This is a genomic window from Salinispora cortesiana (assembly GCF_000484695.1).
Classification (GTDB): Bacteria; Actinomycetota; Actinomycetes; order Mycobacteriales; family Micromonosporaceae; genus Micromonospora; species Micromonospora cortesiana.
The window spans coordinates 22144-47209 of record NZ_AXVR01000002.1 but is presented as its reverse complement, the minus strand read 5'-3'; the positions used below and the strand labels follow the sequence as shown (position 1 = coordinate 47209).

General features: G+C 66.1%; 27 protein-coding genes and 1 tRNA gene. 4 read left to right on the top strand and 24 right to left on the bottom strand.

The window, feature by feature from the left end; genetic code table 11:
• Nucleotides 1-87: 87 nt before the first annotated feature.
• From K228_RS0101815 to K228_RS0101805, 4 genes are all read right to left on the bottom strand, one after another.
• Entirely contained in the window at nt 88-4545 is a 4458-nt protein-coding gene (locus K228_RS0101815) for an NACHT domain-containing protein (RefSeq protein ID WP_025616861.1), read from the bottom strand.
• A gap of 589 nt (nt 4546-5134) precedes the next feature.
• On the bottom strand, nt 5135-5332 hold the full coding sequence (locus K228_RS29320; RefSeq protein ID WP_080671520.1) for a hypothetical protein: 198 nt from the start codon (nt 5330-5332) through the stop codon (nt 5135-5137).
• A 310-nt stretch (nt 5333-5642) separates the two neighbouring features.
• Nucleotides 5643-7598 carry a DUF3987 domain-containing protein gene (locus K228_RS0101810; protein ID WP_025616860.1) on the bottom strand — a complete coding sequence of 652 codons (1956 nt, stop codon included), beginning with the start codon at nt 7596-7598 and terminating at the stop codon, nt 5643-5645.
• A 130-nt stretch (nt 7599-7728) separates the two neighbouring features.
• Nucleotides 7729-7980, bottom strand: coding sequence for a hypothetical protein (locus K228_RS0101805; RefSeq protein ID WP_029723288.1), 252 nt, complete (start codon nt 7978-7980; stop codon nt 7729-7731).
• A 142-nt stretch (nt 7981-8122) separates the two neighbouring features.
• Here K228_RS0101805 and tcmP point away from each other — a divergent pair, with 142 nt between their 5' ends.
• The gene (gene tcmP, locus K228_RS0101800; protein WP_025616858.1) at nt 8123-9316 is read left to right on the top strand and encodes a three-Cys-motif partner protein TcmP; all 1194 of its coding nucleotides are present in this window, start codon (nt 8123-8125) and stop codon (nt 9314-9316) included.
• A gap of 1 nt (nt 9317) precedes the next feature.
• Here tcmP and K228_RS0101795 read toward each other — a convergent pair whose 3' ends face one another.
• The 14 genes from K228_RS0101795 to K228_RS0101715 all read right to left on the bottom strand — a co-directional run bounded on the left by K228_RS0101795 (nt 9318) and on the right by K228_RS0101715 (nt 18993).
• Nucleotides 9318-10082 (bottom strand): DUF5131 family protein, encoded by a 765-nt coding sequence (locus tag K228_RS0101795; RefSeq protein WP_080671515.1) that lies wholly within the window; start codon nt 10080-10082, stop codon nt 9318-9320.
• A gap of 129 nt (nt 10083-10211) precedes the next feature.
• The gene (locus tag K228_RS0101790; RefSeq protein ID WP_025616856.1) at nt 10212-10478 is read right to left on the bottom strand and encodes a hypothetical protein; all 267 of its coding nucleotides are present in this window, start codon (nt 10476-10478) and stop codon (nt 10212-10214) included.
• 574 nt (nt 10479-11052) lie between these two features.
• Entirely contained in the window at nt 11053-13179 is a 2127-nt protein-coding gene (locus K228_RS0101780) for a hypothetical protein (RefSeq protein ID WP_029723286.1), read from the bottom strand.
• The gene (locus tag K228_RS29315; RefSeq protein ID WP_245603395.1) at nt 13176-14756 is read right to left on the bottom strand and encodes a hypothetical protein; all 1581 of its coding nucleotides are present in this window, start codon (nt 14754-14756) and stop codon (nt 13176-13178) included. The genes K228_RS0101780 and K228_RS29315 overlap by 4 nt, the downstream gene beginning before the upstream one ends.
• The gene (locus tag K228_RS0101760) at nt 14753-14947 is read right to left on the bottom strand and encodes a hypothetical protein (RefSeq protein ID WP_025616852.1); all 195 of its coding nucleotides are present in this window, start codon (nt 14945-14947) and stop codon (nt 14753-14755) included. The genes K228_RS29315 and K228_RS0101760 overlap by 4 nt, the downstream gene beginning before the upstream one ends.
• A 1-nt stretch (nt 14948) precedes the next feature.
• On the bottom strand, nt 14949-15458 hold the full coding sequence (locus K228_RS0101755; protein ID WP_155251545.1) for a Pycsar system effector family protein: 510 nt from the start codon (nt 15456-15458) through the stop codon (nt 14949-14951).
• Between the two features lie 17 nt (nt 15459-15475).
• Nucleotides 15476-16165 (bottom strand): diguanylate cyclase domain-containing protein, encoded by a 690-nt coding sequence (locus tag K228_RS0101750; protein WP_025616850.1) that lies wholly within the window; start codon nt 16163-16165, stop codon nt 15476-15478.
• 109 nt (nt 16166-16274) lie between these two features.
• Nucleotides 16275-16433 carry a hypothetical protein gene (locus K228_RS28710; protein ID WP_188116153.1) on the bottom strand — a complete coding sequence of 53 codons (159 nt, stop codon included), beginning with the start codon at nt 16431-16433 and terminating at the stop codon, nt 16275-16277.
• A 21-nt stretch (nt 16434-16454) separates the two neighbouring features.
• Entirely contained in the window at nt 16455-17258 is an 804-nt protein-coding gene (locus tag K228_RS0101740; RefSeq protein ID WP_025616849.1) for a hypothetical protein, read from the bottom strand.
• A complete protein-coding gene (locus tag K228_RS0101735; RefSeq protein ID WP_025616848.1) occupies nt 17255-17569 on the bottom strand; it encodes a hypothetical protein in 315 nt (104 codons plus the stop codon). Before K228_RS0101735 ends, K228_RS0101740 begins: the two co-directional genes overlap by 4 nt.
• A gap of 128 nt (nt 17570-17697) precedes the next feature.
• On the bottom strand, nt 17698-18018 hold the full coding sequence (locus K228_RS0101730) for a hypothetical protein (protein WP_155251544.1): 321 nt from the start codon (nt 18016-18018) through the stop codon (nt 17698-17700).
• A 21-nt stretch (nt 18019-18039) separates the two neighbouring features.
• Complete coding sequence (locus K228_RS0101725) at nt 18040-18504, bottom strand: NUDIX domain-containing protein (RefSeq protein WP_025616846.1); 465 nt, start codon at nt 18502-18504, stop codon at nt 18040-18042.
• 78 nt (nt 18505-18582) lie between these two features.
• Complete coding sequence (locus K228_RS28705) at nt 18583-18726, bottom strand: hypothetical protein (protein ID WP_188116152.1); 144 nt, start codon at nt 18724-18726, stop codon at nt 18583-18585.
• A 30-nt stretch (nt 18727-18756) separates the two neighbouring features.
• The gene (locus tag K228_RS0101715; protein ID WP_018829188.1) at nt 18757-18993 is read right to left on the bottom strand and encodes a DUF6284 family protein; all 237 of its coding nucleotides are present in this window, start codon (nt 18991-18993) and stop codon (nt 18757-18759) included.
• 642 nt (nt 18994-19635) lie between these two features.
• Here K228_RS0101715 and K228_RS28125 point away from each other — a divergent pair.
• Nucleotides 19636-19872, top strand: a complete 237-nt coding sequence (locus tag K228_RS28125; RefSeq protein ID WP_155251543.1) for a hypothetical protein — start codon at nt 19636-19638, stop codon at nt 19870-19872.
• A gap of 9 nt (nt 19873-19881) precedes the next feature.
• Here the strand turns inward: K228_RS28125 and K228_RS0101710 are convergent, their stop codons facing one another.
• A complete protein-coding gene (locus tag K228_RS0101710) occupies nt 19882-20124 on the bottom strand; it encodes a helix-turn-helix domain-containing protein (RefSeq protein WP_025616845.1) in 243 nt (80 codons plus the stop codon).
• Nucleotides 20125-20268: 144 nt separating this feature from the next.
• On the opposite strand from K228_RS0101710, the gene K228_RS0101705 reads away from it, so the two are divergent.
• Nucleotides 20269-21027 carry a hypothetical protein gene (locus K228_RS0101705; protein ID WP_025616844.1) on the top strand — a complete coding sequence of 253 codons (759 nt, stop codon included), beginning with the start codon at nt 20269-20271 and terminating at the stop codon, nt 21025-21027.
• Nucleotides 21028-21031: 4 nt separating this feature from the next.
• A complete protein-coding gene (locus K228_RS26650) occupies nt 21032-21502 on the top strand; it encodes an NUDIX hydrolase (RefSeq protein WP_033776393.1) in 471 nt (156 codons plus the stop codon).
• Here the strand turns inward: K228_RS26650 and K228_RS26645 are convergent.
• The 5 genes from K228_RS26645 to K228_RS0101685 form a co-directional block, all read right to left on the bottom strand.
• Nucleotides 21490-22038 (bottom strand): HD domain-containing protein, encoded by a 549-nt coding sequence (locus K228_RS26645; RefSeq protein ID WP_245603393.1) that lies wholly within the window; start codon nt 22036-22038, stop codon nt 21490-21492. The two genes, K228_RS26650 and K228_RS26645, sit on opposite strands and share 13 nt — an antisense overlap.
• Before the next feature lie 72 nt (nt 22039-22110).
• Entirely contained in the window at nt 22111-23628 is a 1518-nt protein-coding gene (locus tag K228_RS0101700; protein WP_025616843.1) for a tyrosine-type recombinase/integrase, read from the bottom strand.
• Nucleotides 23629-23709: 81 nt separating this feature from the next.
• Nucleotides 23710-23782, bottom strand: a tRNA-Arg gene (locus tag K228_RS0101695).
• Nucleotides 23783-24161: 379 nt separating this feature from the next.
• Complete coding sequence (locus tag K228_RS0101690; protein WP_025616842.1) at nt 24162-24614, bottom strand: SitI3 family protein; 453 nt, start codon at nt 24612-24614, stop codon at nt 24162-24164.
• Between the two features lie 14 nt (nt 24615-24628).
• Entirely contained in the window at nt 24629-25039 is a 411-nt protein-coding gene (locus tag K228_RS0101685; RefSeq protein WP_025616841.1) for a CdiA C-terminal domain-containing protein, read from the bottom strand.
• Nucleotides 25040-25066: the final 27 nt, after the last annotated feature.

Sequence of the window (25066 nt, the reverse complement as noted above, 5' to 3'; positions counted from 1 at the left end):
GCCGGATCGCGCGATGTTCGATCCGAGGTGTGTTTTTCTGCTCCTTTAGCGCAAACCATCCGGTCAAATGACGAGACAATCTCGCGCTTACCGCTCTGATTCCCTAACGACGTCGGTGACGCCATATGCTCCGGCAGCAAGCAGCCGATCCAGCAGGTCGAGCACCCTTGAACGGCTTTCTTTTGATGTCGTCTGGGCGTACGCCCGCACCAGCAGCTTCCCCACTTGCCGCGCATCAGCCGCGGCACCGGTCCTGACATCTCCGGCGTCTGCGCCGGAGACATCAACGAACCGCTCGCAGCACAGCAGTACCAAGTCATCGACCTGATCCGGTGCGCGCTCCAATGTGATCAGCAACTGCGGCAGAGCGTCGACGAAAGCGGCAGATGCGATAAGGCTGATGAGCGTTGCCTTAAAGGAACGGAGTTTTTGTCCCCGCAGCGCGCCGGCGACTTTGGCAGCTGCCTTGCGGACGTCCTCCCGCGAGTCCTCCATGAATTGTTCCAGGGCCCGCCTCGCCACCTCGATGTTGCCGGTCTCCAGGAGGCCGAGAGCACATGTGGTGGCCGCTCCTGCGCGGGCGGGAACGTCGTCCATGCCGAGTACATAGTCGAGCAGGTCCGACCTGCCCCACTGCATGGCTGCCAGAGCAGCCAACTGGCCGCCGACCTGTCGGGTCTCGTAAACAGGCGATCTAATCATCCGCTCGATCACCGGGCCTGCGACATCGGGATTCTCGTAACCGAGGTGTGCGGTTAGCCGTCCGACCGCTTCGGTGGCCAGTAGCATGTCATCTGCATCGACAAGAAGGTGGAAGGCGCGCAGCGCGTCTCGTCGAGCATGCCTGATGCTGGCATGGATGAGGTGAGCCACACAGGCGCGCACCGTGGTCGCCCGGTCCGACGCCAGGCGATCGAGCATGGGCAGGACCAGTGCCGTCCGGGAGCCATCGGCGTCGTGCACAAGGAGATCACCCAGAACCTCCGCGTTGCTGCCACGTGCAGAGTTGGCCCCTGAGCTGTAAAGGTCCTGACCGCCAGTATGGTCACGGTTGGTATGCCACACCTTCAGGCTGCCGTCTATGGGATCACTGGCGTTGGCTGCTCGGTCGAGCACGATCTCCATCACATCCTGCGGTACTAGCTTGAGGTACTTCCGCAGCGCCCAGCCCACCCAGCGGTCGTTGGCTGGCTGGCCGAGCGCAGCAATGTGGCGGACCGTCTCGAAGACTGCGGCAGGGTCTGCCCTGCCCTCCCCCTGAGCTAAGCCAATTAGGACGGCAGTCCCGTAGGCCGGGTGGGTCTCGGTGGTGAATCGCAGTGCCAGGCGTGCAAACCTCTCTGGATCGGCAGCAGTCTGTTCTTGGAGAACGCCTGCCTGTTCCTGAGCACCGCCGGTAAAGGTTCGCCAGTCGGTCTTTCCGGCGTTGTGCTTGACCATCGCGCGCAGCCACTGCTCGTCATTCATTTTTTCGGCAGCATCGCGAGGGATTGGTGGGCCGACTGAACCGCCCGTTACGCCTTCCGGCTCAGGCGGCTGGTCGGCACCTATTCTCCGCCGCAGTTCGCCGAGGCGACGTCGTCCCACTTCCGAGAGACGCGTTTCATGCATTGCCGATAACAAGCAGAACATGTACCAACCTGGACGGCGCTTCTCCCACGAAAAGCGGAGTGCCAGGATAGCGCTTTCGAGATGCCGGAAGGACTCTTCGGCAACGAACGGACTCGTAGCCTGGATGACCTGCCGTGCGGACCAAACTCCGTTCGAGATGTAGCCACTCATGAAACGGTGGCTGCCTTGAAGCAGGAGGTCTGCTGCCCACTGCGCAAGCGGTTGCCCTGCCGTTCTCAATCCTTCGTATAGCAGCCATTGCGCCGCTTCATGTGAGTCAGCCGCAAGAAGGTCCAGAGTGGGCCGCGCCGCAGCAAGATCGCGCTCCACCTCTAGGCGAATCGCCGCTGCCGCCCCTGCCAGGAGCGCCTCATCCAGCTCATCTGGGTTGTTGTTCGGTAACCGATAGCTGAAATGCCTGTCCCGCAGGGGACGCTCATCTCGGTCCTTGTACGCCGTCAGGGCCATCACCCGCAGCATGTGGGGAATGATGAGCTCACAAAATGACTGCGGGGCACCATCAGCGGCCAGTTGCACCAGCTTGACTGCGCCGTGATCCCGGTCGAGCAACGCAACAAACTTGCATTCATCGTTCAAATTCAATGCCCCGGGTCGATCAACCAGGAAGGCGGCGAGTAGCTCTACAGCCCATGCCGGTTGATGCTCGCCTAGGTCGTTCGCAGCAAGCCAAAGTTCGTGCTCTGCGCCGTCGTACTTCCCTTCTCTGACAGCCTCCAGAACGAGGTCGAAAAGATTCCGGTTTTGGCGGAGATCAGCGAAGCGCACGACCCATTGAAGCCAACCCGGATATTCGGCCTTCGTAAGGTGAGATCGCAAAATATGCGCCAGCCGATCGGGGTGACGCTTGGCTGCCGCCGCCATAAGATCCAGAGCATGCGAATGATCTACCTGATCCGCCGCGCCTAACCACTCCTCGATCATGCCTTCGGTGTCGAGGCGTTCGAACCAACTGACGTGGCCGAGTGAACGCCATAGCTGATTTTCAAAGGTCGGGTGTGCCTCCAAAACATTGGACACCATCGCCCATTCGCCCGCCGTCGGGCTATCGAGTGCCCCAACGAGAGTGAGGGCCACGTCCTTTATGTGATAACGTACGGCGGAGCTCGTCAGCAGTGCTTCGACCTCTGTCAGGAAGCGGTTGGATTCCAACTCACGCAGGTAGTTCACGATCTGTCGAACCTGTGCTCGCCGGAATAGTTCTTGCTCGCTGCCCTCAAGGAACTCAACGAGTGTTTGGTTACGCCTCGTCCACACGCGGGCGAAGGCATAGTCGAAAAACGACTCGTGAAAAAATGAGATTTGCTGGCCGTCGCGAACCAGAACGTGCTCTGAAACCAGAACATCCGCATCAACCGAGAGGTCACCGTCGTCGAGCACGGTAACTGGTACTGAAAGTTTCTGCCTCCCGCTTATCGCCTCGGCGAGCGTCGAGACAATGTGGTTGAACCGAACCGAGGCTCGCCTCTGTGTGCAGTCGATAAGCTTGCGCTGCCAGAAAGCGTCAAGCAGATGATTGGTCGTTTGGAACGAGAGGGCGTTCGCCTCATCGGCTATGTGCCGGAGTAGTACCAAATTCAACGGTGAGCTGAGGAGCTTCTTTTGTTGAACATTGAGAGTCGACGCGTCGAGGCCCATTGCCCGAACCGCCTCCACGACCTGCACGTCAGACAGCTCCCCGACGTGGACACGGGCCGATCGTTTCTCGCTCACGAGCTCCCGGATGCGGTAGTCATTATCGACATCAAACTTGCGACAGGCGAGGACGACACGCATTTCCGGGAAGGCAGATGCCTCACGTACCAGATTGGCGACGGCGTCATAGTTGGTCGGCACTCGTCCGGAGACCAAGCTAACGGCGTCCAGTTGGTCAACAATCAGTACACACCCACGCTCCCCCGCAACCGCTGCGAGCGCGGTCACGGGCGAGACGTCCAAGCCGACTCTACGCCCAAGGTCTGTCGTGGTAGAGAAGGGATCGATTCGATCCAGTCGGAACCCGAGGACGGGCATTCCAGTGCCTCGCAACGACTGAAACACCTGATGCAACGCAGCTGTCTTGCCTCCGCCCGCAGAACCTGTCAAAAGGAACAAACGGTCCGGGCCATTGAACGAGTCGAGAAGTTGGGTCGCTTCCGTCCGAGATATCGTGGGCTGAAGGAGTTCACGCTCTATGCTGACGGCCCATCCGACAGTTATTGACTCGGCCTGCTCGACCATCACCTTGCCACGCCGGGCATCAGAACGCTGGAGCCCATACCGGTTCAGCTCCGCGTCAATCTTGGCGACATCGAGGCGAACACCGAGGTTGTTGAGAACCAAGTCGCCAAGGCCGGCTGCGGCTAGCGTCCCCGCCGCACCCTCTAGCTGCAACTCGGCCAACGTTGCGTTGACCTCGATGATGTCGTCTTCGCTCGGCCAATCGATCCAGAACCCTCTGAGTAGCCGCCAAGCGAGCTCAGCATCCCCGAAGATATCGGGCGAGCAGAGACCATCAAACGCCTCGCGTAGGTCTTTGTTCGTTAGCCAATCACTCACCAACTCGGTGGCACCTTCGGCACGTCTTGCCCGACTTGCCAAGCTCTTGAGCGTCACGGCCGGCACGATGGATATGAAGTGGAACTGTCGGCCCGCGTCGACATGGTGCCGGACGTTCGCCCATACGCCTTTGTCGTGAAGAGATTTCACCGTCCAGCTGTTGGCGTTGTAGTTCTGGCGCTTCAATTGGTGAACCTGGACGACTTCACCGCGCCGGTAGGTGAATTCAACGCCCAAGGCGAGGTCATGAAAATCCTCGACAGTTACGGACTCTGCCCTGCCCGCGAGCACATAGAGGAGGTGCCGGACCGTCCACGCGCCCTCATAGCGATTGCCGAACTTGTCGGCCTCGCCGCCGGACCGGGGACTCACGAGCATTCCTCCGTCGTTCGCAATTCGGGCGCACACCCTCGACCACATCAGTGTTGCGGTTCCGCGAGAGCGGGAGTATATACGACGGCACGAGCGAGACGGGGCTGTGTTTCTTTGTAGTCCCCGTCGAGCAGCCTGGCAGGTCCTGTGGGTGATCAACCATGCGCGCCCCGGGATGAGCTGCCCAGCAGAGCCCGCTTGGAAGCGTGCTTGGGTGGAAGGCGCTGTTCGCCGGCCTCGCAAGACCAGCGCCTTGTTCTGCCGCGATCCGGGCGCGTTCGGCACCCGTACACCCACCCAACGTCCGATGCCCCGGCCGAGCGGCCGGGGCATCCTTGATCGTCTACTCCAAGGCGAAACTGGCTTCCACGATCAGTGACTGACCGGTCGCGTTTCGCGTTTGCAGTTCTGTGACGTGCCCCCGGCAGGAATCGAACCTGCGACACACGGTTTAGGAAGGGCCATGACTGCTAGATCAGTGCTGTCCTGAAGTGTCTTTGCGGTCGACTTACGTAGCTCCACGGTCTCTCTAGTCATCAGTGTCTTCTAGTTCGCTCCATAGATGGCTCCACAGCCCACGGTGGATCGGCCCATGCTAGGGCCGCACATCAGGCCGTCCGCGCTTACCCTCCGTAGCACACGCTCTAGGTGTGGCGTGGAGGTAGATGCGGTGGTGGGTGGATGGTGGTCGGTCGAGGTAGGGCCGGCTGATGTGGTGGATGTCGAGCACGTGGGTGAGTGCGGCGAGAGCGGCGGTGAGTTCGGAGGCGGTGCCGTGGAGTCTGATTCGCACGGTGAGGGCCTTTCGGTTGCCACGGGTCATTTGTGGAAGGCGGGAAGGCGTTGATCGCAGTGCAGCGCAGAGCGGCCCGCTGAGAGCGCCGTAGAGCCAAGATCTGAGGTGTCTAGGTGTGGATGGGTGGGACTGTTTCGTTCAGGGGCTCTCAGCGGGGCGGTGTGAGTGGCTGTTTGCTTGCGGGGGTGTGGTGGGTTCGTGTTGGTGAGGGCTGCGCGGGGTGAAGGTGGCCTGCCAGAACCGCCAGAACTGCCAGAACCTCGAAGGGGTGGGGGTTGTGGCGGTTGTGGCAGTTCTGGCAGGCCGGTTACGCCGTCTGTCGTGCCGTGGGTAGCTCTTGAACGGGTGCGACGGGTTGGTGTATGTGGGGGTGCACTAGGTAGGTCGGGGAGGGTGGTCGGCCTCCGGTTCGGGGACGCTCCGGTGTTTCTGTCTGTCGGAGGTAGCCGTGTGATTCGAGGGCTGCCAGTGGTGCGTCGAAGTCTGCGGCGGTGGGTAGCTGGGCCGATTTGAGTGCGCGGAAGACCTCGCGTTTGGTGAAGGTGGTCGCCCCGGTTCGTTCGATCCATGCGGCGATGTGTCGGGCGTTGTGGGTGGTCTTGTCGGCGCCCATGTCGGAGAACGCGGCGAGGGCGTGGGCGGCGAAGTAGTCGCCGAGGAGCGCGGCCCGTTCGACAGTCTCGGCGGTGATGGGGTTGCCCCACCCATCGCGGAGGTGTTCGGCGAGGTGGATTAGTCCGGCGATGCGGACGACGGCGCCGGTGTATTTGCTGCCCCAGTCCACGATGTGTCCCCAGGCGCCGCCGGGGGCGAGGCGGGGCTCTACGGCGCGTTCGATGTCGAGCACCCGCTCGTTGGCGTCGGGGGTGAGGCATAGGACGGCGGGGTCGGTCCAGTCCGCGAGGCTGCCCACGAGCGCGCCGAGGTTGCTGGTGTAGGTGTCGGCGACGGTGTCAGGCACCGGGTCGGCCCCGACTTTGCGTCGCCCGACGGTGTTCTCAGGCAGGGAAAACAGGATCCGTGCCAGCAAGCCTTTGCCTCGGAAGCCGGGCATGTCGGCGATGTCGCGTAGCACGTCGGGTTGCACGGCCAGGCCCAGGGTGAGGGCGGGATGTTCGACGTGTTCGGGGTTACGGGAGCGGCGGTTGACGCGCAGCATGTCCCCGGCGTGGCCTTTGAGGAAGACTTCGAGGTTGGGGGTGCCGGAGTAGCGGCCGGCGATGGTGGCGAAGATGCCGCCTTCTGGGGAGAGGACGGCGAGGCGTCCGTTCTGTTCGGCGAGCAGGGAAGCGGCTTCTTCGCTGGTCACGTCGTCGGCGACCAACTGCGGTAGGACGGGCACGGTTACGGCGTCTGCGGTCATCGCGGCGTCGGTCGCTTCGGCGAGGAGGGTGTCACGGCCGGACACGTCGGCGTTCGCGGCGGCGATGGCGGCCTTCTCGGCCGCTTTCCCGGCAACTCGGGCGGCCAGCTCCGCTTCCACGATCGCCGGTTTGGTCCGCTCAACAAGAGCCTTCTCGGCGGCCAACAGTGGGCCGGTCATGGCGGCGAACACGGCGGATTTGCGGGAGCCGGGCGGCAGGACAACGACGGTGAACAGGTTGGTTGGTTCCCGCCATGATCCTCTTACTTCGACTTCGGCGCGGCCTCCGGCGGCGGTGGATAGGGCGGCGAGGGCGATGCATCCGGCCAGGTCGACGGGGGTTTGGGTGAACTCGGCGACGCCGTGCACCATCTCGGCGACCCAGGCGGGTAGGGCGTGGCTGGGGAAGTCGGGGAGGTGTCGGTGGTCGCCGAGCGGGATCAGCGGCGGCCACTGCGCGCCGTCGGAGGCTTGGTCGAGTATCGCCCGGCCAGTAGCGACGAGGTCGGCTACGTCGGTGCCGTCGTCGGCGCGTTGGGCGAGGTAGGTGCCGAGGTCGGCGACCTGGCGGCGGCGGGCGTGCTCGACAACGATCCGCGCGTAATGCCCGGCGTTCGCGGCGGTGGGCACGGTGGCGATGAGGGTGTGCAGGTACGGGGCTCCACCCACCATGCCCAGGTCGCCGGTTTCGGCGAGGCGGCCAGCTACCGAGATCGGGTCGATCGGCTGTGCGGCGGCGTGCATGTGGCACAGCGTTTCCCAGAGTCGGGTGTGTGCGGGCCGGTAGAAGTCGGCCGGGGTAAGGGTGGCTGCCAGGTCGGCAACCACCCCGGGGGCGAGTAGAGCGGCACCGATTACGGCTCGTTCGGCCGCGAGGTCATGCGCGGGTGGTCGAGTCACAGCAAAGCCACCTCCAAGTAGGGGTGAGAACTGGGTAAGACGGTGATGAAGACGTGGGTGGCCAGCGCCCCGTTCGGGCGCTGGCCACCAGGAAGTGTGGGCGCGGAGGCCGCCAGTCAGGGGTTCGGGGTTACTCGGCGCCCTGGTCGTGCGCGGCGGCGATCGCGCCGAGTTGCAGGTACCAGAGGGTGACCAGGGAGCGCAGGTCGCGTGCCTCGGCTTGGCCGATAAGGTCGCGCGCCAGGTTCAGCAGCGAGTTGCGTAGGTGCTGGTCGCCGGTGGCCTCGGCGTGGCGGCGGGCGGCGTCGATGTCGAGGAGCCGCTGGGCTAGGAGGTCAACGCGCTGTCGTTGCCCGGTTAGCGCCGATGAAGCCTCAGGCATGGTGATCCCTTCAGAGTACGGGTCAGTGGTGACGGCGCGGAGCGCGCCGATCCAGGGTTTCTCTGCGTGGTCCTGTGGGGTAGCCAGCACAGACACTCATAGCTATCGTTTGATTACTTAGGGCTCGATGTGGGGAGGTCGGGTGTCAAGTAACGACGACTTTTTCGCGACGAAGAAATCGGAAGCGGTTTTTAAGCACGGCATCCTGTCGAGGTATCCCGTGGTGTTCGCCGCGAAAGCGGGCATGAACGTGCGTGATCATCGGGTGACGTTTCTGGACGGCTACGCTGGCCAGGGCCGCTACAACAACGGTGAACCTGGTTCGCCGCTGTTGCTGGTCGAGTCCGCTCGCCAGGTGGAGAGCTTCCGGTCGGTGCGCGGGATTTTCGTTGAGCGAGATGACGCGCACTTCGCGAATCTGTCCCAGGTGCTCAGCGAGGTCGAGTGGTCCAGGGAGCCGGTGCTGTTTCACCGGTCTTTGGATGACTGTCTGCCGGAGATCCTGGACCTGGTGAAGGACGACGCGTTGTTTGCGTTCCTGGACCCGTTCGGGCCGGCGCTGGATTTCCAGCTCATACGGTCCGGTCTGTTGAGTCGTCCCAAGCAGCCAGCGACGGAGGTGTTGCTGCATATCAGCGTGTCGGCGGTAGCGCGTATGGGAGGGCAACTGCGTACCGCCCTTGCCGACGGTAAGCCGTTGACGGGATCATCGTTGGCCACGGCGCGACGCCTGAACCGGTTCCTTGGCGGCGAGTGGTGGCAGCAGCACTTCGCTACCGTCTCCGGCAAGGACGATGGCTATCAGGCGACGCAGGCAGCGCTATCGGTCGCCGACAGGTATCGGGACATGATCGCCGAAGGGACAGGCTTTACGTCGATGAGTATGCCGGTGCGGCCCCGACCGGATCTGCTTCCCAAGTACGTGCTTGCGTTGTTCACCCGCCACGTTGAGGGGATGTGGTGCTTCGCGGACGCGTTAGGCAAGGCCGGTGTGGAGTGGCGTCAGGCCTGCGACACCGCGGCCTGGAACCGAGGCACCTCACCGGACCAGCCGACCCTGTTCGACATGGAGATGATGGCCCCGGCCGGCGACACCGCTAAGCCGGTCAAAAATAAGGAGTGGACCGCCGCGATCGCCGCGAACATTCTGCACCTGGCGACAACCATCGGCCCGTTCCGGATCGCCGACCGGGTGGCCGAGGTATACGGTCACACGCTCGGTTCGGCCTGGATCCCGCACGTACGAGCCGCCGTGCGGGACCTGCACCGGCAGGGGCTCATCGCCAACGACGGAAAGGGCCCGCGATTTCACTATGCCCTGATCCGCCGCTGCTGACTCACACCCCTACCGACACCCGGTCTGTCACGGGCATCTGGCCCCAGATGCGACCGTCGAGGGTTCGCCCGCCAGCTTTCGGGGTGCGGCCACCCCACTGCTTGAAGAAGAACGGCACACCGTCTTCGGCGCAGCGGTCCCGCACTGTGCGCGCCCAGTCCGGGGCCATCGGCCGGGCGGACGGCCCGGACTCGCCTCCGACGATCACCCAGTGCATCCCGGTCAAATCAATGGTGGGCAACGGTCCGAGTAGGGGTTCGGCGGAGACGAACCGCACCGCTGCCGGAACTTGACGCAGATGGTCCAGGCGGGCGAGCTGCCCGGCGTCTTCCACGCTGACGCCCATCCACACGTTGGCGGGCCAGTCGAACAGGTGCGCCACCTTGGCCAACCGCGCGGCCCGTTTGGTCAGGATCTGGTAGGTGTGCTGCGGCGTTGCCGCCATCACGTCGAAGACCTCGTGGATGAACGAGGTCGGCACGCGGGCGTGGAACAGGTCCGACATCGAGTTCACGAACACCATCCGCGGCTGCTGCCACCGCAGCGGAAGCCTCACCGCGTCCGGGTGCACCGTCACCGCGAATCCAGGACCGGACGTGCGGGGATCACCGTCGTTTTGGTACTTCGCCGAACCCATCGCCTTCAACCGCTTGGCCAGCGTCAGGGCGTAGCAGTTGTCGCAGCCCGTGGAGATGCGGTCGCAGCCGGTGGTGGGGTTCCACGTGGCCTCGGTCCACTCGATCGCACTGTGATCAGCCATGGCCATCCCCTCTCTTATGATCGACATTCTGTCGTACATAGGTACGGCTCGAACAGAGAGCAAATCACATTCGTGTAATCCGCTGTGACCCTGTGTCTGTAACGGGTGACGGCAGGTCAGAGCAACGACACGGCATCAGCCGGTACGCCGGTCGGGAAACGGCAGCACGGTCCCGCCCTGGTCGCTAACGCTGGTGCGGCGGGCGGGGCGCGCCGGCCGGCGGTTGGTGGCGGTGATGGTGAGGCGCAGGTAGAGGCGGGCGCGGCCGGTGTCTGCGCCGGTCATCGGGTGGTGCTGGCCGCGCTGGGCGAGGCGACCGGCGGCGGCCAGGGCGTCGGTGGCGGCGTCGAGTTCGGTCGGGGTGCCGGTGAGCCACACCTCCAGGCCGGTGATGGTGGCCATCAGTGGGTCTGTTCGGGTGGGTAGCAGGTGGGGCAGGCTAGTGCTCCGAGGTGGTCGGCCCATCCGGCGGTGTACTGCGCCCACCCGTGTCCGGCGTGTGGGTCGTCGGGTTCGGGGGTGGGCTGGCAGGCGGGGACCGTGACCCATACCGGTGTGTTAGCCACTGCTTCGTTGCCGGCGTTGGTGTTGTGGGGGGCTGGTGTGTGGGCTAGGACGCCGGGGCCGAGTCGGACGGGGGCGCAGACGATGATGGTGGCGCGTTGGCTGCGGGTGAAACGGGTTGGGGAAGCCATGGTCAAGTCGCCTTTCTGGCTACGGAGTGTTACGGCATCTGGGTGTGCGGGAGCGCGCCGGGTGTGGTCGGCGTGGGGTGTGTGTGGGAGGTGTGTCAGGCGTGGAAGGCAGGGGGGGGTGTGGGGCGGGTTTTCGGGCCGGTACCCCCCTTGTGGGTGTGGGAGTGACACGCGTGACACGGGCAGGTCAGGGGGTGTTTCGGGGGGTGGCACAGGGTGTGGGAGTCCCACGGTTTGTGGGAGGTGCTGGCGTGTGACTCCCACACCGGTTTGTGGGAGGGTCAGGCGGCCTTTTGAGTGCCAGCCCGGTAGGCGTTTACGGCGTCACGGAGGGTGGTAGCCAGGTATCCGGGTTTGGATGTTTCGCCGACGCGTAGTCGGCCGGTGTTGTTGTGTCGTTCGATGTTGACGTCGCGCAGGATGCGGCCGAGTTCGGTGCCGAGGTCGGCGGGGTCCATGTCGAGTTGGGTGGCGAGGTCGGCGGTGTGGATGCGTCCTCCGGCGGCTTCGGTGGCGTCGAGTGCACGGGTCAGTAGCTCGGGCACGGGGTTGCCGGTGTGGTTGGTGATGGTGGTGAGTCGGTGGAGGGCGGCGTCGAGGGTGTCGCCGGGGATGGGGTCGAACATGCGGGCGATGTTCGAGCCGTCGGTGTTGTCGGGTGTGGCGGTCGGTGTGGGTTGAGGGTTGCTGTTCGTGGCGGTGATGGTGGTGGGTTCGGTGAACAGGGTGGGCATGACCCGGGTCCAGCGGTCGGTGTAGGCGCGGGTGCCGCGTACGGCTACTTGGTCGGCGAGGTGGGCGGAGGTGGGGTCGAGGTTGGGTCGCCATCCGGCGGCGGCGATGGCGGCGGTGTCGATGCGGCCGGGGTCGGTGCGGTAGCCCTTGAACGGCATCGGCGCTGCTTCACCCGGCTCGCCAGCGAGCAGGAACCCGCAGCCTTGGTAGGGGGCGGCCTCGGAGTCGATGTTGTACTTCCACCCGTACAGGTAGTTGAGTTCCTTCTCGTCGGAGACGCGCATCCCGACCCGGACCCGCGCTTGCTCCTTGATGGCCACAGGGAGGTAGTCATCAGTCGCACGCAAGGCGCAGGACAGGGTGCGGACCCCGGCGGCGCGGCCGGTGTCGGAGATTTCGGTGAGCATGGCCACGATGTGCGCGGGCACGGTTTTGATCTCGTCTACCACGATGACGATTTCGGGTAGGTCGGGGCCGACGGGGATCTTGTCGTCGTTGGCGTCGCGCATGCGCTGCTGGTAGGCGGGTTTACGCCCTTTGAGGATCTCGATGGCGGCCCGTGTCATGATCTCCGCTTCGGCGGCGGTGGTGGCGACCCAGTCCACGGCCGGGGCGGGTGCGCGGCCTTCGGCCCATGGGGTGACCCATGGTCGGGCGAGGCCGCCTCCGGCGAGGTCGATGTGCCACACGATCGCGTCCACGGCCCGGATGAGCTGGGTGTTGATGGTCTGCAGTTGGTTGGTTTTGCCGGAGTCGGTTTGCCCGACCAGCACCCCGCACGCGTACCGCAGGTTGATCAGGGCCTGCTCGCCGTTGCGGTGCACCCCGATGGCGAGGGGGTTGTTGATCGATAGGGGGCTGTGGTCGTCGAGGTAGTGGTCTTCGCCGAGGCGGTTGACGGTGGACACGTGCAGCAGGACCGCGCCGCGGCTGTCGCCGGGTTCGACGGTGACCTCGCATCCGTTGGGGAGGCGGGCGTCGGTGGCGAGGCCTTCGGTGCGGCGGGCGATGTCCCGCCAGGTCGCCCCGCCGGTGGGTAGGTCGGCGTCGAGGGTGAACCCGGATCTGGTGGGCCACGCCTGCACCGCTCGGATCGTGACTTTGACGTCGGTGACGCGGGCGATGCGGGCTTCCCACGCCACGGCGACCCGCTCCCGGGCGGTGGCGGCGTCGGCGCGGGCTGCCTGCTGGTGGCGGGTGACGGTGCGGCGTTGGCGGGCGCGGCCGGCGGCGGTGGCGATGGTGGCTGCGGCGGCGGTGCCGGCGGCGAGGGTGCCTAGCGCCGGCCCGGACCATACGGCGTCGAGGCCGATGGTGGAGGCCATCCAGGTTGCGGGCAGCATCCAGCTTCCGGCCCGCCAGAGTAGGCGCCGTCCGGACAGGTCGTCGGTCATTCCTCCGGCGACGGCTCCGGCCGCGCCGAGCGCCCCACCGATCAGGGCGAACGGGGCGGGAACCCCGGCGGCGGCGGCGATCCCGGCGGTGCCGAGAGTCGCTCCGGCGGCGTTGATGGTTCCCCATGCGGGGTGGGGGTGCCGCCAGTGCCAGGTCGACAGCGCGTAGGTAACCCAGCCGGCCGGCTTCGACCGGGCTGCGGTGGGCGTGGCGGTTGGGGTGGGGTTGGGGGTGGCCCCCGGCTGGTTGGCCGGGGGCGTCTGCGGGGCGTTGGTCATCGGACGTTCCACTCCTGTTCGTTGTTACGGGGGTTCTCCCGGCGGGCCAAATCGACCGAGTGGGCTTTGCGGAACATGGGGGCGATCGTTTCGGCGGCGGTGATCGTGGCCCGCTGCGCGTGGTAAAGCGCAGCCAAGGCCTCGACAACGAGGGGGTTGACCGGTCGTTCGGTGCCGGTGCGGATCGCCATCGTTTTGAGGCCTTCGGCGATGTCGGCCATCGCGGCGGGCATTTGCGCCAGGTGCAGCCCGAACTCGTACATGTCATCCGGGGTGTACTGCGACGCCGCGGACCGGAACTCTGCGGCGGCGGCGGGTAGCGGGAACTGGCCCATCCCTTGTCCTCCCAATGGTTGCGGTCCGGTAGGACCCGGACCGTCGTTGCGTGCTTGCGTGCCGGCCGTAGACGCGGCGGCGGCTTCGATCGCTTTGACGGCGTCCTTGACTCCGGCGAGGGCTTTACGGATCTGTCGGGCCTGCCGCACGGCGTCCTCAGCGCTCACCGCAGACGCCGCCGGGCGGGGGGCGTGACGGCCACGGGGCAGCGCAGCCACACCGGACAGGCCAGAGCCGGGCGCCGGGGTCGGCGGGGTCCGTGCCCCGGGTGGTGGGGTTGCCGCCGGCACTCGCAGTCCGGATACCAGGCCGCGCCACCAGGATCGGCTCGCCATCGACGGTGGCCGTTTCTCGCTCGACCCGGACCTTTCCTTGCGCCTGCTGTTCCAGGGCTTCCCGATCGCGGGCAGTTTCGGTAGCCATGCCCGGCCCCGGGCCAGCGGCCCACGACGACGGCCGCTGTTGCTGTTGCGGGTACCGCTGTTACTGGTCGTCGGGTTCCGGCCGGCGCGTTTGCCCCACCATGACCTGCCCTTCGAACTGCCCGTGCCGGTGTTGCCGGACTTGCGGGACTTCGCCGAGCTGGACCGCCGAAACGGCGACGAACGGCCGAACCCCCGCCCGAACAGGCCCTGGCCTGACTTCCCGGTCCCGTCGCGCCCGGACCCCGGCCTACGGCGTCGGCTGGACTTGCCGGCCCCACCGTGACCCGGATCCGCGCCCCGACGGCGGCGGCGAGTTTTACCGGCCCCGTCTCGGCCGAACCCCACACCACCACGGCGGCTGGTGCTGCGGCCGCGAGTTAGGCCCGGCGTGCCGGCGGTGGAGCGGCGTGGCGCGCGTGCCGTGCCTCCAACCCGCCGGCCGGCTTCCCGGCGGCGGCGTTCATCCCGGCGGCGGGCGGCTGCTGCGGCACCAGCGGCGGCGAGGCCACCAGCGGCCAGCAGCATCACCCCGGCGCCACCGGCCCCGGCCACCAGAGCGCCACCACCAACGGCCATCACGTCAGCGGCCGAGGCCAACACTGCCCCGCCCGGGAACCCGGTCGGCGGATCCTCGCCTTCCTCGGCCGGCGGATCGTCCTCCGGCGTTGACGGGTCGGCAGTGTCTCCGGGTGCTTCCACGGCTGTCGCCTCGGCGTCGGCCGGCTCGGTGGCGCTGTCGCCGGGCGGACCGGTGACAGTGTCGGGTTCGGTCGGCTCTGCCTCGGCGGTGGCGGGCGGTGTGGTTGTGGTGGTCATCGCCGCCCGACCCGGATCAGGGCCTGCGTGATGCCGTAGCCGGCAGCAGCGATCAGTGCGACCAGAGCGATCCAGGCGGTCAGCTCGGCGTCACGGGCCAGGCCATAGCCGAACCCGAACACCACCACCGGAACAATGACGGTCGCGGCAGCAACCACACCACTACGAGACGGGCTGTTCCTGTTCTGCATGTCAACCTCCGGGGGTCAGGACAGCGAGGACAGCGGTGCCGGCGGTACCGGCAAGCGCGGTCAGCAGCAGGTCGACCGCGAGGCGGATCCGCCGGTACTTGCGCAGCGCCAGGCGCGAAAGCCACACCAGGTAGCGGGCTTCCTGCTCGGCGGTGGTCCGGGCCGGATCGGCGGCCTCGGCGAGTAGCTGGTGGGGGGTGGAAACGGCGTAGTGCATCAGGGCATGGCCGCCGGCTAGACACGGCCGGACCGCCACCGCCAGCACCGCGGTAGCCACACCAGCCAGGAAGACCGTGGCCACCCCGACCGCCAACGCCACCGCCGGCAGGTCAGCTCTGGTCAGAGCGGTGGCGCCGAGCGTGGCCGCCGCTCCCGCGATCGCCATCAACGTCGACGCTTTGCCGTCCACACGCGTCAACTCGCCGCGCGTGAACTCGGCACGGGCGAAAAACCAGGCCGGATCGGCCGGCACGCCGGTCTGCGCCGGCTCGGAAACTTGCCCCATCGTCATGGGTTTGTTCCTCCAGGTCAGGCGATGCGGGGCCGGATCGCGGCCAGGTGAGAGGTGGGACGCTCCTTGTCTCGGGAACGCACGGCGGGCCGGCTCTCCGGCGGGTGTGGGGTACTGGTGATGGCGGTGGCGGTCCGGTGCGCGCGTGCGGCGTACATGGCCTTGTCGGCGGCGGTCAGCCACGCGCCGACAGGCAGGTGGGGACGGGCCAGGCTCGCCCCGATGGTCGCCCCGACCGGAAGCGGCTGGCCGCCGTAGCTGACCGGGATCGTCAGGTGGGCGTGTAGCTGGGTGAGCCACTGCGACACGTCGTCGTGGCGGCGGTTGGGGCCGGCGGTCACTACTGCGGCGAACTCGTCTCCACCGAGCCGGGCGGCGATCCCGGCCGGTTCGGCGATGGTGGCGAGTCGGCCGGCGACGGTGGTGAGGACGGCGTCGCCGGCATCGTGGCCGTAGGTGTCGTTGACGGCCTTGAAGCCGACCAAGTCGACCAGCAGCACCACCACCAGGCCACCGGCGGCGTGACCAGCGCTGATCAGGGCATCGGAGGCAGCGGTAAGGCCGGCGCGGTTGTAAATGCCGGTGAGCGGGTCATGAGTTGCCGCGTACCGGGTCGCGGCCAGCTCGGCGGCCAGGGCACGGCGGGCGGTCAGCCACCCAGCGGCGGCGGCACCAAGCGCGGTTACCGCCAGCGCCGTGACCTGCACGGGAGAATCTGCGAACATGGTGTTCTCCTGACGTTCTTCCACGAACCGAGGGAGAAGACCGGCGGCACAGCACAGGTTTCGAGGCCACGGGCTGTGCCGCCGGGCGGGGCTAGGAACCCCGGCCTGACCGGGGTGAACGGGTCGCCAAAGCGGCTACCGTGAACGCGATCGCGGAAACCGCGTGCAGCACACGGCTTGCCGTGTCGGCGGCCACCATCAGCACCACATTGGCCAGGGCGGCGGCGGTAAAGACGTGCCAAGAACGCATCGTCAACTCCCCTTCTCGGCGTCAGTTGTGTGATCGAACGAGGTGGGCGAGGGCCGCGCCCATGCCGAGCACCGCGACGGGCAGGCACGACACGAGAGTGGTGATCCACCACGGGGCGACGGTGACTCCGGCGGCCACGAGAAGGTGGTAGGCGACCTGGCCGAGCGCGCCGACGAGCAGGGACGCGATCGCCGACCATTTGGCGAAACGGCGTGCCCGCGCGGGCACCCGGCCGGACAGCCACACGTAGAGCGCGTACGCGCCGTAGGTCTCCACCCCGATCGGCAGGGTGATCGCGGTGTCCAGGGACAGTGAGTCCCAGATGCCCGGTAGCGGGTGGACCACGCCGAACCCGGTGAGTCCGCCGAGTCCGACCCACCCGGACCAGACCGCCACGAACGCCGGCAGCGCCAGCAGCACCACCGGCCACACCACCGCCGGACGGGCCGGCGAGCTGGTGATGTTGGTGCCCGGGTCTTCGGCGGGTGTGGGCTGCGGGTCGACGGCCGGCGGGGCGTCGTCGGCGACTGGCGGCGGGTCCACCACCGGTCCGGGCTCGGTTGGGGCCGGCGGGGTGGGTTCGACCGGGCCCGCCGTCTGTTCAGCGGCAGGTTCAGGTGCGGGGCCGTTGTCGACCGGCGGGGCGGGCAATGGGGTACGGGTCAGCTCGGCGAGGATCGCGTCGGCTTTCGGCCCGCCTACGTGCAGCTCCTTTTTGATGCGGTTGCGAGACGGGACCGTACCGAGCTGCGCGGCCAGATCCCGGGCGGCGGGCACCAGGTCTTCTACCTGTTTCGGGTATGCGGACAGCGTGGGGGCGGTCATCCGGTCACCGCCAGGGCGGCGAGCCCGCCAGCGGTCTGCGTGTCGAGGTCCCCACGGCCGTCGGTGAACTCCCTGGCCGAGGCGTAGAACTCCCAGCCATGCCACTGCGGGTAGGCGTGAACCGCCAGGTAGGGGCGGCCATCGTCGCTGGTGCCCTGCCGCTCACTCATCAGCAAGTCCGGTTCGAGCAGGCCGGCGAGGTTCAGCCATGACTTCAGATCGGCGACGCTGTCGAACTTGACCGACAACGCGACACCCTCGGTATGAACGTAGATGTGGGACGGGTTAGCCAACAGCAGCAGCGCGGCCATCACAGCCCGTCGACTCTTACGGTCACTCACAAGACCTCCAACAGGTCAGAACAGGGGTCATCTGCCGGCTTCAGGTAGCCGGCCTCCCGATGCACCAGAGTCAGCGGGCCGAGGTCCCGGGCAACCAGCTAGGGATGAACCTGGCTACCGCGTCCGTACGCATCCGGGCTGCACAGCAGGACTTTCTCCTGCCCGGTGTGGTCGTAGTCGGCGGCGTCGAAGGCGAACCACGGAACGCCGCAGCGGTCCCGCCACAGGTCACCGGGACGCGGCGGCCATTCGGCCGGGGCCACCCGGTTCACGGTCAACCCCGTCGATCCGCACTCCAACGCCACGGCATCGCCTTGCGGCAAGACGACAGTCAGGTACGCGGCATTGAAGGCCACCACCCGAGCACCCTCAACGGTGATATCGACAACCTCACCCGGCATGTACGTCGTAACAGTCATCAAAAGCTCCTTCCTGGTCAGTCAGTGGACGGTGAGCAGGTCGGCGATCAATGCGCGGTGACCGGCGATCACCTCGCCCGAGTAGGCGGTGCACAGATGACCGGCGAGGGCGGCGTACGCGTTGGCCGGTATCCACTCGGCGCGGCCCGCCCCCTCGACCCCGGTCAGTGCAGGAAAGTCAGCCCGAGAGCGGGCGGTAAGCCGGGCCACGGATGGCACGGTCGCTACCCACGCCCCACCCGAGGACCGGGGGTCAGGCACCACCCGGGCCGGCAGGGCCTCCCAGGTGACCTCGTCCTCGGCATAGAGCAGGAGCCCGGTAGCCTCGCCCAGTTCACGCACGGCGGCATCGGCTGCCGTCTCGCCCGGTTCGACGTAGCCGCCAGGCAGCGCCCAGCCGTGGCCGTCCGTGCGCTCAACAAGAATGATCCAACGGCGGCGGTACCCATCGGTCGCTAGCACGATCGCGACGGCGGCGCTAACCACGGGCGGCGTGCCGTGGTGTCGAAAGACCGGCACAGGCCATCGCTGCGGCGGTAAATAACATGTCAGGGATTGCCGTGGTCACTGGCCACCCCCAGCAAGGGCGGAGGCGAACTCGCCGACACCGGCGGCGACCTGCCGCACCATGCCCGCGGCGTCAGCCGGATTACTGATCACGTAAAACGCGACGAAGGCCAGCACGGCCCAGCCGAGAATCTTGCGCATCCAAACCTCCAAAGAGGGAAATCAGGGGGGTTAGGCCGCATCGCGGCGCGGCCCGGGGGCACGAACGGCCAACAGGTCGCGGGCCTCACGCAGCACCTGCCGCTGCGCCCGGCGTACCTGCTGCCGGGTCACATCAGTCAGGCCGAGACGCAACACCGCGATCTGCGCGTCCAGCAGCAGCACCTCGGCCTCGATCAGCGGCATCTCCGCCGAGAGTTCGGCCAGGTCGGTCGAGGTCGGCCCATCAAGGGCATCCAGGTCAGTCACTTACGGTTCCTCCGACGCTTGCCCGCCGCGCTCCGGCGGCGGGGAACACAGGTAGACGGCCGGCACCGCCGGCACATCGGCTCCTCGGGTGGAAGCGGGGCGAGCTGGCCGCAGCTGCGGCACTCGCCCCAACAGGCCACGTCGGAGACCATCAAGTGGTAGGAATCGGCGATAGACGCCATGTCGGTGCCCTCACTTCACAGCTCGGACCCGACCCCAACGGGCGACCGTAGGGCCAGGTCAGGTCGGAAAGGTGTGATCGGAAAAGGGGGCGGTGCGTCACCACCGCCCGCTAAATCGGCCCTGTCAGAGCCGTCTGAGGCAGAAGTCCATGCCGCGCGCCGGATCCGGCCCGCTCGCCCCGCTCGCTCGGGATCTACCGAGGTCGGCCACCGTGTGGCTCAAGGCGGGGTTCCGGAGGTCAGTGAATGCCACCGGATGCCGCAGACGGATCTACGCGGCGCTTCTGCTGTGAAGTTCTCAATGAACGAGCGCGCGGCGGCTCGTGGGCGCGCAGCGCCGCGAGGCGCTGCCTTCCCCGGTAGCCAACCGGCGGTCCTACCTTGTTGCGTAACTCTGTTGCGCAACAAGGTAGCGATACGAGGGTCTGTTGCGCAAGTAGGTAGCGGTAGACTTGTGGGCGTGACTGACGCCCGAGAGCAACTTTCAGCAGCTACGAAGCGGTATCGCCGCACCGAGGCGGCGCACGAGACTGCCCGAGAGGCGGTCATCATGGCGGTTGTTGCGGCCCTGAGAGACGGCCTCAGCCCCACTGATGTCGAGCGGCTATCGCCCTTCAGTGGTGCCTACATCCGAAAGCTCGCCCGGGAGCACGCGATCCCACCAGCGCCGCCAGGTCCGAAGCGGGCCGTGTCGTAGCGGCGCGTGTCAGCCCGCCGGCCGCAGAGCGTAGGTACGGGCGTCAACCAGGCCGTTCGCCAGGGCGGACGTCTCCATGTCGTCAATGGCGCGAGCCGGGATCACAAGCCGCCCCCGGACCCTGATTGCCGGAAACTCGCCGGCCCGGATCGCCCGGTACAGCGTCGGCTCCGACAGGCGCAGCAGCTCGGCAGCCTCGGCTACGTCGTAGAACCGACGTACCTGCCGGCCGCTGATCACATTGGCGTTCATCTGTGTTCCTTCCGTTGTCGGTCGAAGCTGGCTCCACTGTGCCGAGATGGAAGGTCACGACTTCACTGCCTGGCTGGATTTCTAGGGACGTCCTTCGTAACCTGAGGTCGTCCCTAGAAGTCTGTCGATCAGGGGTGGCAACCGATGCCGAACGACCGATTGCGTGACGCGATCCTCCGCAACGGCTTTACCCACGCAGCCATGGCTGAGCATGTGGGCGTCGACCCGAAGACAGCAGAGCGATGGATTACGCAGGGCCGGGCTCCATATCCGAAGTACCGACACGCAATTGCAGCCTTGGTAAAGGAGAGTGAATCCTACTTATGGCCGGACGCCGTGCCGGCGGAACGGGCACAGCGCATTGCCGAGTCCGAGTGCGTGCGGGTGTACCCGCGCCGCGGGGCGGTCCCTGACGAACTCTGGCGTCGCCTCATCAACGACGCGGCGAAGCGTGTTGGCGTGCTGGTGTACGCCGGGCTATTTCTCCCCGAACAGCAACCGCAGCTCATTGCGGCGTTGCGCGAGAAGGCCCAATCAGGCGCACGAGTCGAAATTCTCCTCGGTGACCCCGAGAGCCCCGAAGTGTCGAAGCGGGGAGCAGAGGAAGGCATCGGAGACTCTATGGCGGGGAAGGTGCGCAACGTGCTTGCCTTCTATCAGCGTTTGCGAGAGGTGCCCGACGTCGCCATTCATTTTCATCGCACAACGCTCTACAATTCTATCTACCGATTTGATGACGAAATGCTCGTGAACGCTCATGTATTCGGATTCCCTGCCGCGCACACACCGGTTATGCATCTCCGGCGGATTTCCGGAGGGGACTTGTTTGACACGTACGCCGACAGTTTCGATCGGGTGTGGTCAACGTCCGTGCCGGTGTGGGAGCCTAAGGTGGTAGCGTGATCACATGGCGCGCACAGAGTACTACAACGATCCGGCGGCCCCAAAGCCAAACAGTATCGTAGTGGCAGTTACGGTCTTCGTTACCGACAGTAAGGGTCGCGTGCTCTTAATCAGGCGTACGGATAACGGGCTCTGGGCCATCCCCGGAGGGGCTCAAGACTTCGGTGAGTACATCGCGGAGACCGCCGTACGCGAGACGAAGGAGGAGTCGGGAGTAGACATCCGCGTTGCTGGCGTAGTCGGGATCTATACCGACCCGAAACACGTGATGTCCTACAGTGACGGCGAGGTCCGGCAGCAGTTCTCTATTTGCTTCCTTGGGGAGTGCCTAGGTGGTAATCCTACGCCTAGCAGTGAGTCATCCGAGGTGCGCTGGGTGTCACGCGCCGAACTGGATCAGTTTTCGATTCATCCGTCTATGCGACTCCGTATTGAACACGGATACGAGCAGCGCCCAAAGCCTTACATCGGTTGACCTGCCTCGACCCTGGCTACGGCGGCGAGTAGCGCCGGTTCTGCCCGTGCCCAGAACCGGGTGACGATGTGGTCAGGACCGTACCGCTGTCGAACCTCGGTTAGTCGTTCGTCCACTGTAAGGTCTTGCCCATCCGGGCCGGTTGTCATATCTGAGTACCAGAGGGCGTCGGATGTCGGCGTCTCCTCAGGCGGGAACTCGCTTCGAAGGGTTACGGCAAGTCCCCGTTCTTCCGCCTCGTATAGTGCGCATGAATGATGGGCGACGAGTGACGTGACACGCGGGTCATAGCCGTTTGCGCGCAGCCACCGGGCGCCATCCAGAGCATGCATTTCCGAATCTTTGAGTCCCGGTGAATAGCCGATGTCATGCAGCCAAGCCGCCGCTACCAAGATCGGTCGCTCTGACATCGGAAGGGCCTCGGCGACACGAGTCGCCTTTGCGGCGACCGATTGAACGTGACGCCATCGACGTGGTAGTTGCTGCGCGAGCAGTCTCTCGGCGGTGTTCTTCGCTGCACTCATGAACTCGTTCACTCCATCAGGTTACGTGCCGCGGCCTGGTGCCAGTAGTCCGACAAGCGGCGGATATTCGCACCGGTAGACTTCTTATGAGCCTGCCACGAAAGCCCGTTTGCCACGCGAAACAACCACATCGCCGTCTGCCGCGAGGATGGCAACTGCCCTCTGTGCGGTGCTTGGCGCAACCTCGTAGCGTGCCGCAAGGTCGACCATGGTCGGCAACGGGCCGCCCTGCCGCAATGCACCGCACTTGATGGCGGCCCGAAGGTCCGCAACCACACGCAGATACGGCGCTGAGTCGTCCGTGATCGGGTCAGGTAGAGGGGCGGAAAGCGCTCCGTCTGATTCGAGACCAGCGGGGAGGGTCGGCATTCGGTCGGTCAGGGTGCCCGCAGCGCGTTGGTCCGCTTCAGATACCCATGCGCTGTAAACCCGCAGCGTGGTCGAGCCTCCTCCGCCGTGGCCGAGTCGCCCGGCTACGGTTCGCACGTCTACGCCAGCAGCAATCAACTCAGTGGCGGAGTAGTGCCGAAGTTGGTGGATGTTCATGTCCCATCCCAGCCGCGCGCACATGCGGGCGTACCGCTGGGTCACTGTGTCGGGCTTGAGCCATGTGCTCCCGTCAGGCGATAGCGAGAACACACGGGCGTCGGTCGGCAGGGTGAAGCCGAGCGTGGCGGCCCGCTCCGTGTAGCGGCGTAGGTACGCCCGCAGTAGCGCCAACGTCTGATCATCAAGGGTGATTCGGCGCTGTTGGTGGGTCTTTGTATCCTTTTCCCACGTTTTCGCTCCGCTCTGCGCGATGCTTGATCGGATCGTCAGAACGCCCGTCGCGAAGTCGATGCGATCCCAGCGAAGCGCGCACAGTTCGCCGCGCCGAGCACCCGTCAACAGGGCAAGCCAGACGAACATGCCCCAGTCAAGGTCCCGCCAGGCTGCGGTGGCAATGCTCGCGGCCTGCTCTGGGGTCGGCGGGCGCGGATCGGGGCGAGCCGGAGACGGTGGCTCCGCCTGGTCAATCGGGTTGGCCCCGATCCAGCGCCAGCGGACGGCCCGCTTGCATGCGCCGCTGAGGATGCCGTGAATCTGCCGGATGGACGAGTCCGCGAGTGGCCGACACGCATGTGGTCGACAGCGGTCGCTACACGAGTGCTCTCCTGCGGTCTGGTGCTCGATGTACTTTCGGCCCTGGCAGTGCGCGCGACATAGACGGAGCACCGCGTAGAACGAATCGAGTGTTTCCCCATCAAGCCTGCCCACGGCCAGTTCGCCGAGTAGCGGCCGAACGTGGTTGCGGATATACCCCTCGTAGGTGCCGCGCGTCGTCGTCTCGACGTCGAGCACCTCCAAGTACCGGTCCATAAGCTGGTTGACCGTCGCCTTGGTGCGGGGGTTGCGCTTCTCGTCAACCTGGTTGAGCAGCCGCGTACGCGCCTTCTCGGCTTCGCGGGCGGCCTTCGGTCCGGCAGGCACGGTCTTTACGAGGTAGTGCCGCTTCTTTGACACGGGGTCGACGCCGGCGTAGACCCTTACGCGGAGTGACCCACTGGGTAGGGTCTCGATTTCACCACGCGATCGCTTGCGCGCCTTCGATGTGGAGGGCATGGAGCGACCTTAGCGTGATTCGCTCCACGCATGGCTCCATCAGTTTGGCAGCTAGATCGGTGATCAAGCCTCTGACCTGGGTGCCCCCGGCAGGAATCGAACCTGCGACACACGGTTTAGGAAACCGTTGCTCTATCCCCTGAGCTACGAGGGCGCGAGCGCCCAGTCTAGCGACCCGGGGGTTCACCTGGGGTGGCAGGGAGTGGCCCACGTTCACCCACGTCACCCGGACCCCTGTTCGCCCAGTCCAGGAGCGCACCCCGAGCACACGTACCCCGGGTTGCGACCGGCGGTCGGCCGCGGTGGCCCGTGTTGGCATCGGTTCACCCGGGTTGGCATCCGCTGGAGAGCACACACCGCGCACATCGTCGAAGATCATGTGGGCTGCCCTCTCCTAGCTGGGCATCGCGTGCCTCGGGGGATTCGACCAGTTCGTCATCAGCCGCGTGGTGGCCCAGTCGTCGCTGTCGCGGTTCAGGTCCTTTGGGCCGAGGGGGACGTCGTCGTCAGCGAGTCACTCGCGCGTGGCCGGCTCATGGGATGAGGTCGTCTCTGCTGTAGTGGCTCCACCAGGTATGCCGGTGTCTGCGGAGTTCGCCGGTGGTGCGGGTCAGCAGGAGCCAGTTGCCGTTCTGGACCAGCGCCGCGTCCTCCTGTCGGGCGGTCAACACCTGGGCCACGGCCTTCATCATGTTCGGGATCCCCTTGTCGACCAGGTCGTCAGCCTTCATGGAGAAGTCGATGTCGACGTATGTCTCTGGCTCCCACTCCCAGCGGGCACCGTCTTCGGCCTCGGCATCGAAGTAGCCCTGGCTGCCTGAGGAGACGGTCAGCGCGTACCCGCGGGTGTCGTAGAGGCGGGCACTGAGCAGCTGTGGGTTGGTGCCGCTCGGCCTGGGCTTCTCGGCGGGTTCGGCTGCCACGAGATCAGCCACGTGGTCCAGGGGCAGGTCACCGGCGAGGGTCAACCTGAACTCGACAGCCATCTCTGCGCCTCTCCTCAGTCTCGACGGACGATCTGCACGATCGCGCGGCTCGGCGTTACCGCGACGAGTTCTTTCAGCTTCTCGACGGGCCAGGTGTCGAACTGTGTCCGCAGGGCCGCGAGGTCTCCGTGCCAGTCGTGCAGGTTCAGCACCACGCGTTGGGTCTGCTCCTTGTCGACCTTGGCGCGGACCTCGCTCCAGACACCCCGTACCGGCTTGCCGAGGGTGGGCGAATAGCAGTCGAACACGTGACCTTCGATCAGGTAGTCCGGGTCTTTGTCCGGGTTGCCGGAGTCGCCGGTGCGGAGCCGGGCGTCGGTGATCTCCTGCCTGGTGGGGTTCTGGTGGACCCGGTAGCTCGTGCTGGCGACTATATCGGCGCATTCGTTCTCGAGCTCCAACGGACGCCGCCCTTCGTCGTCCAACCTGGGTGGAATTCTGGTTCTCGGACC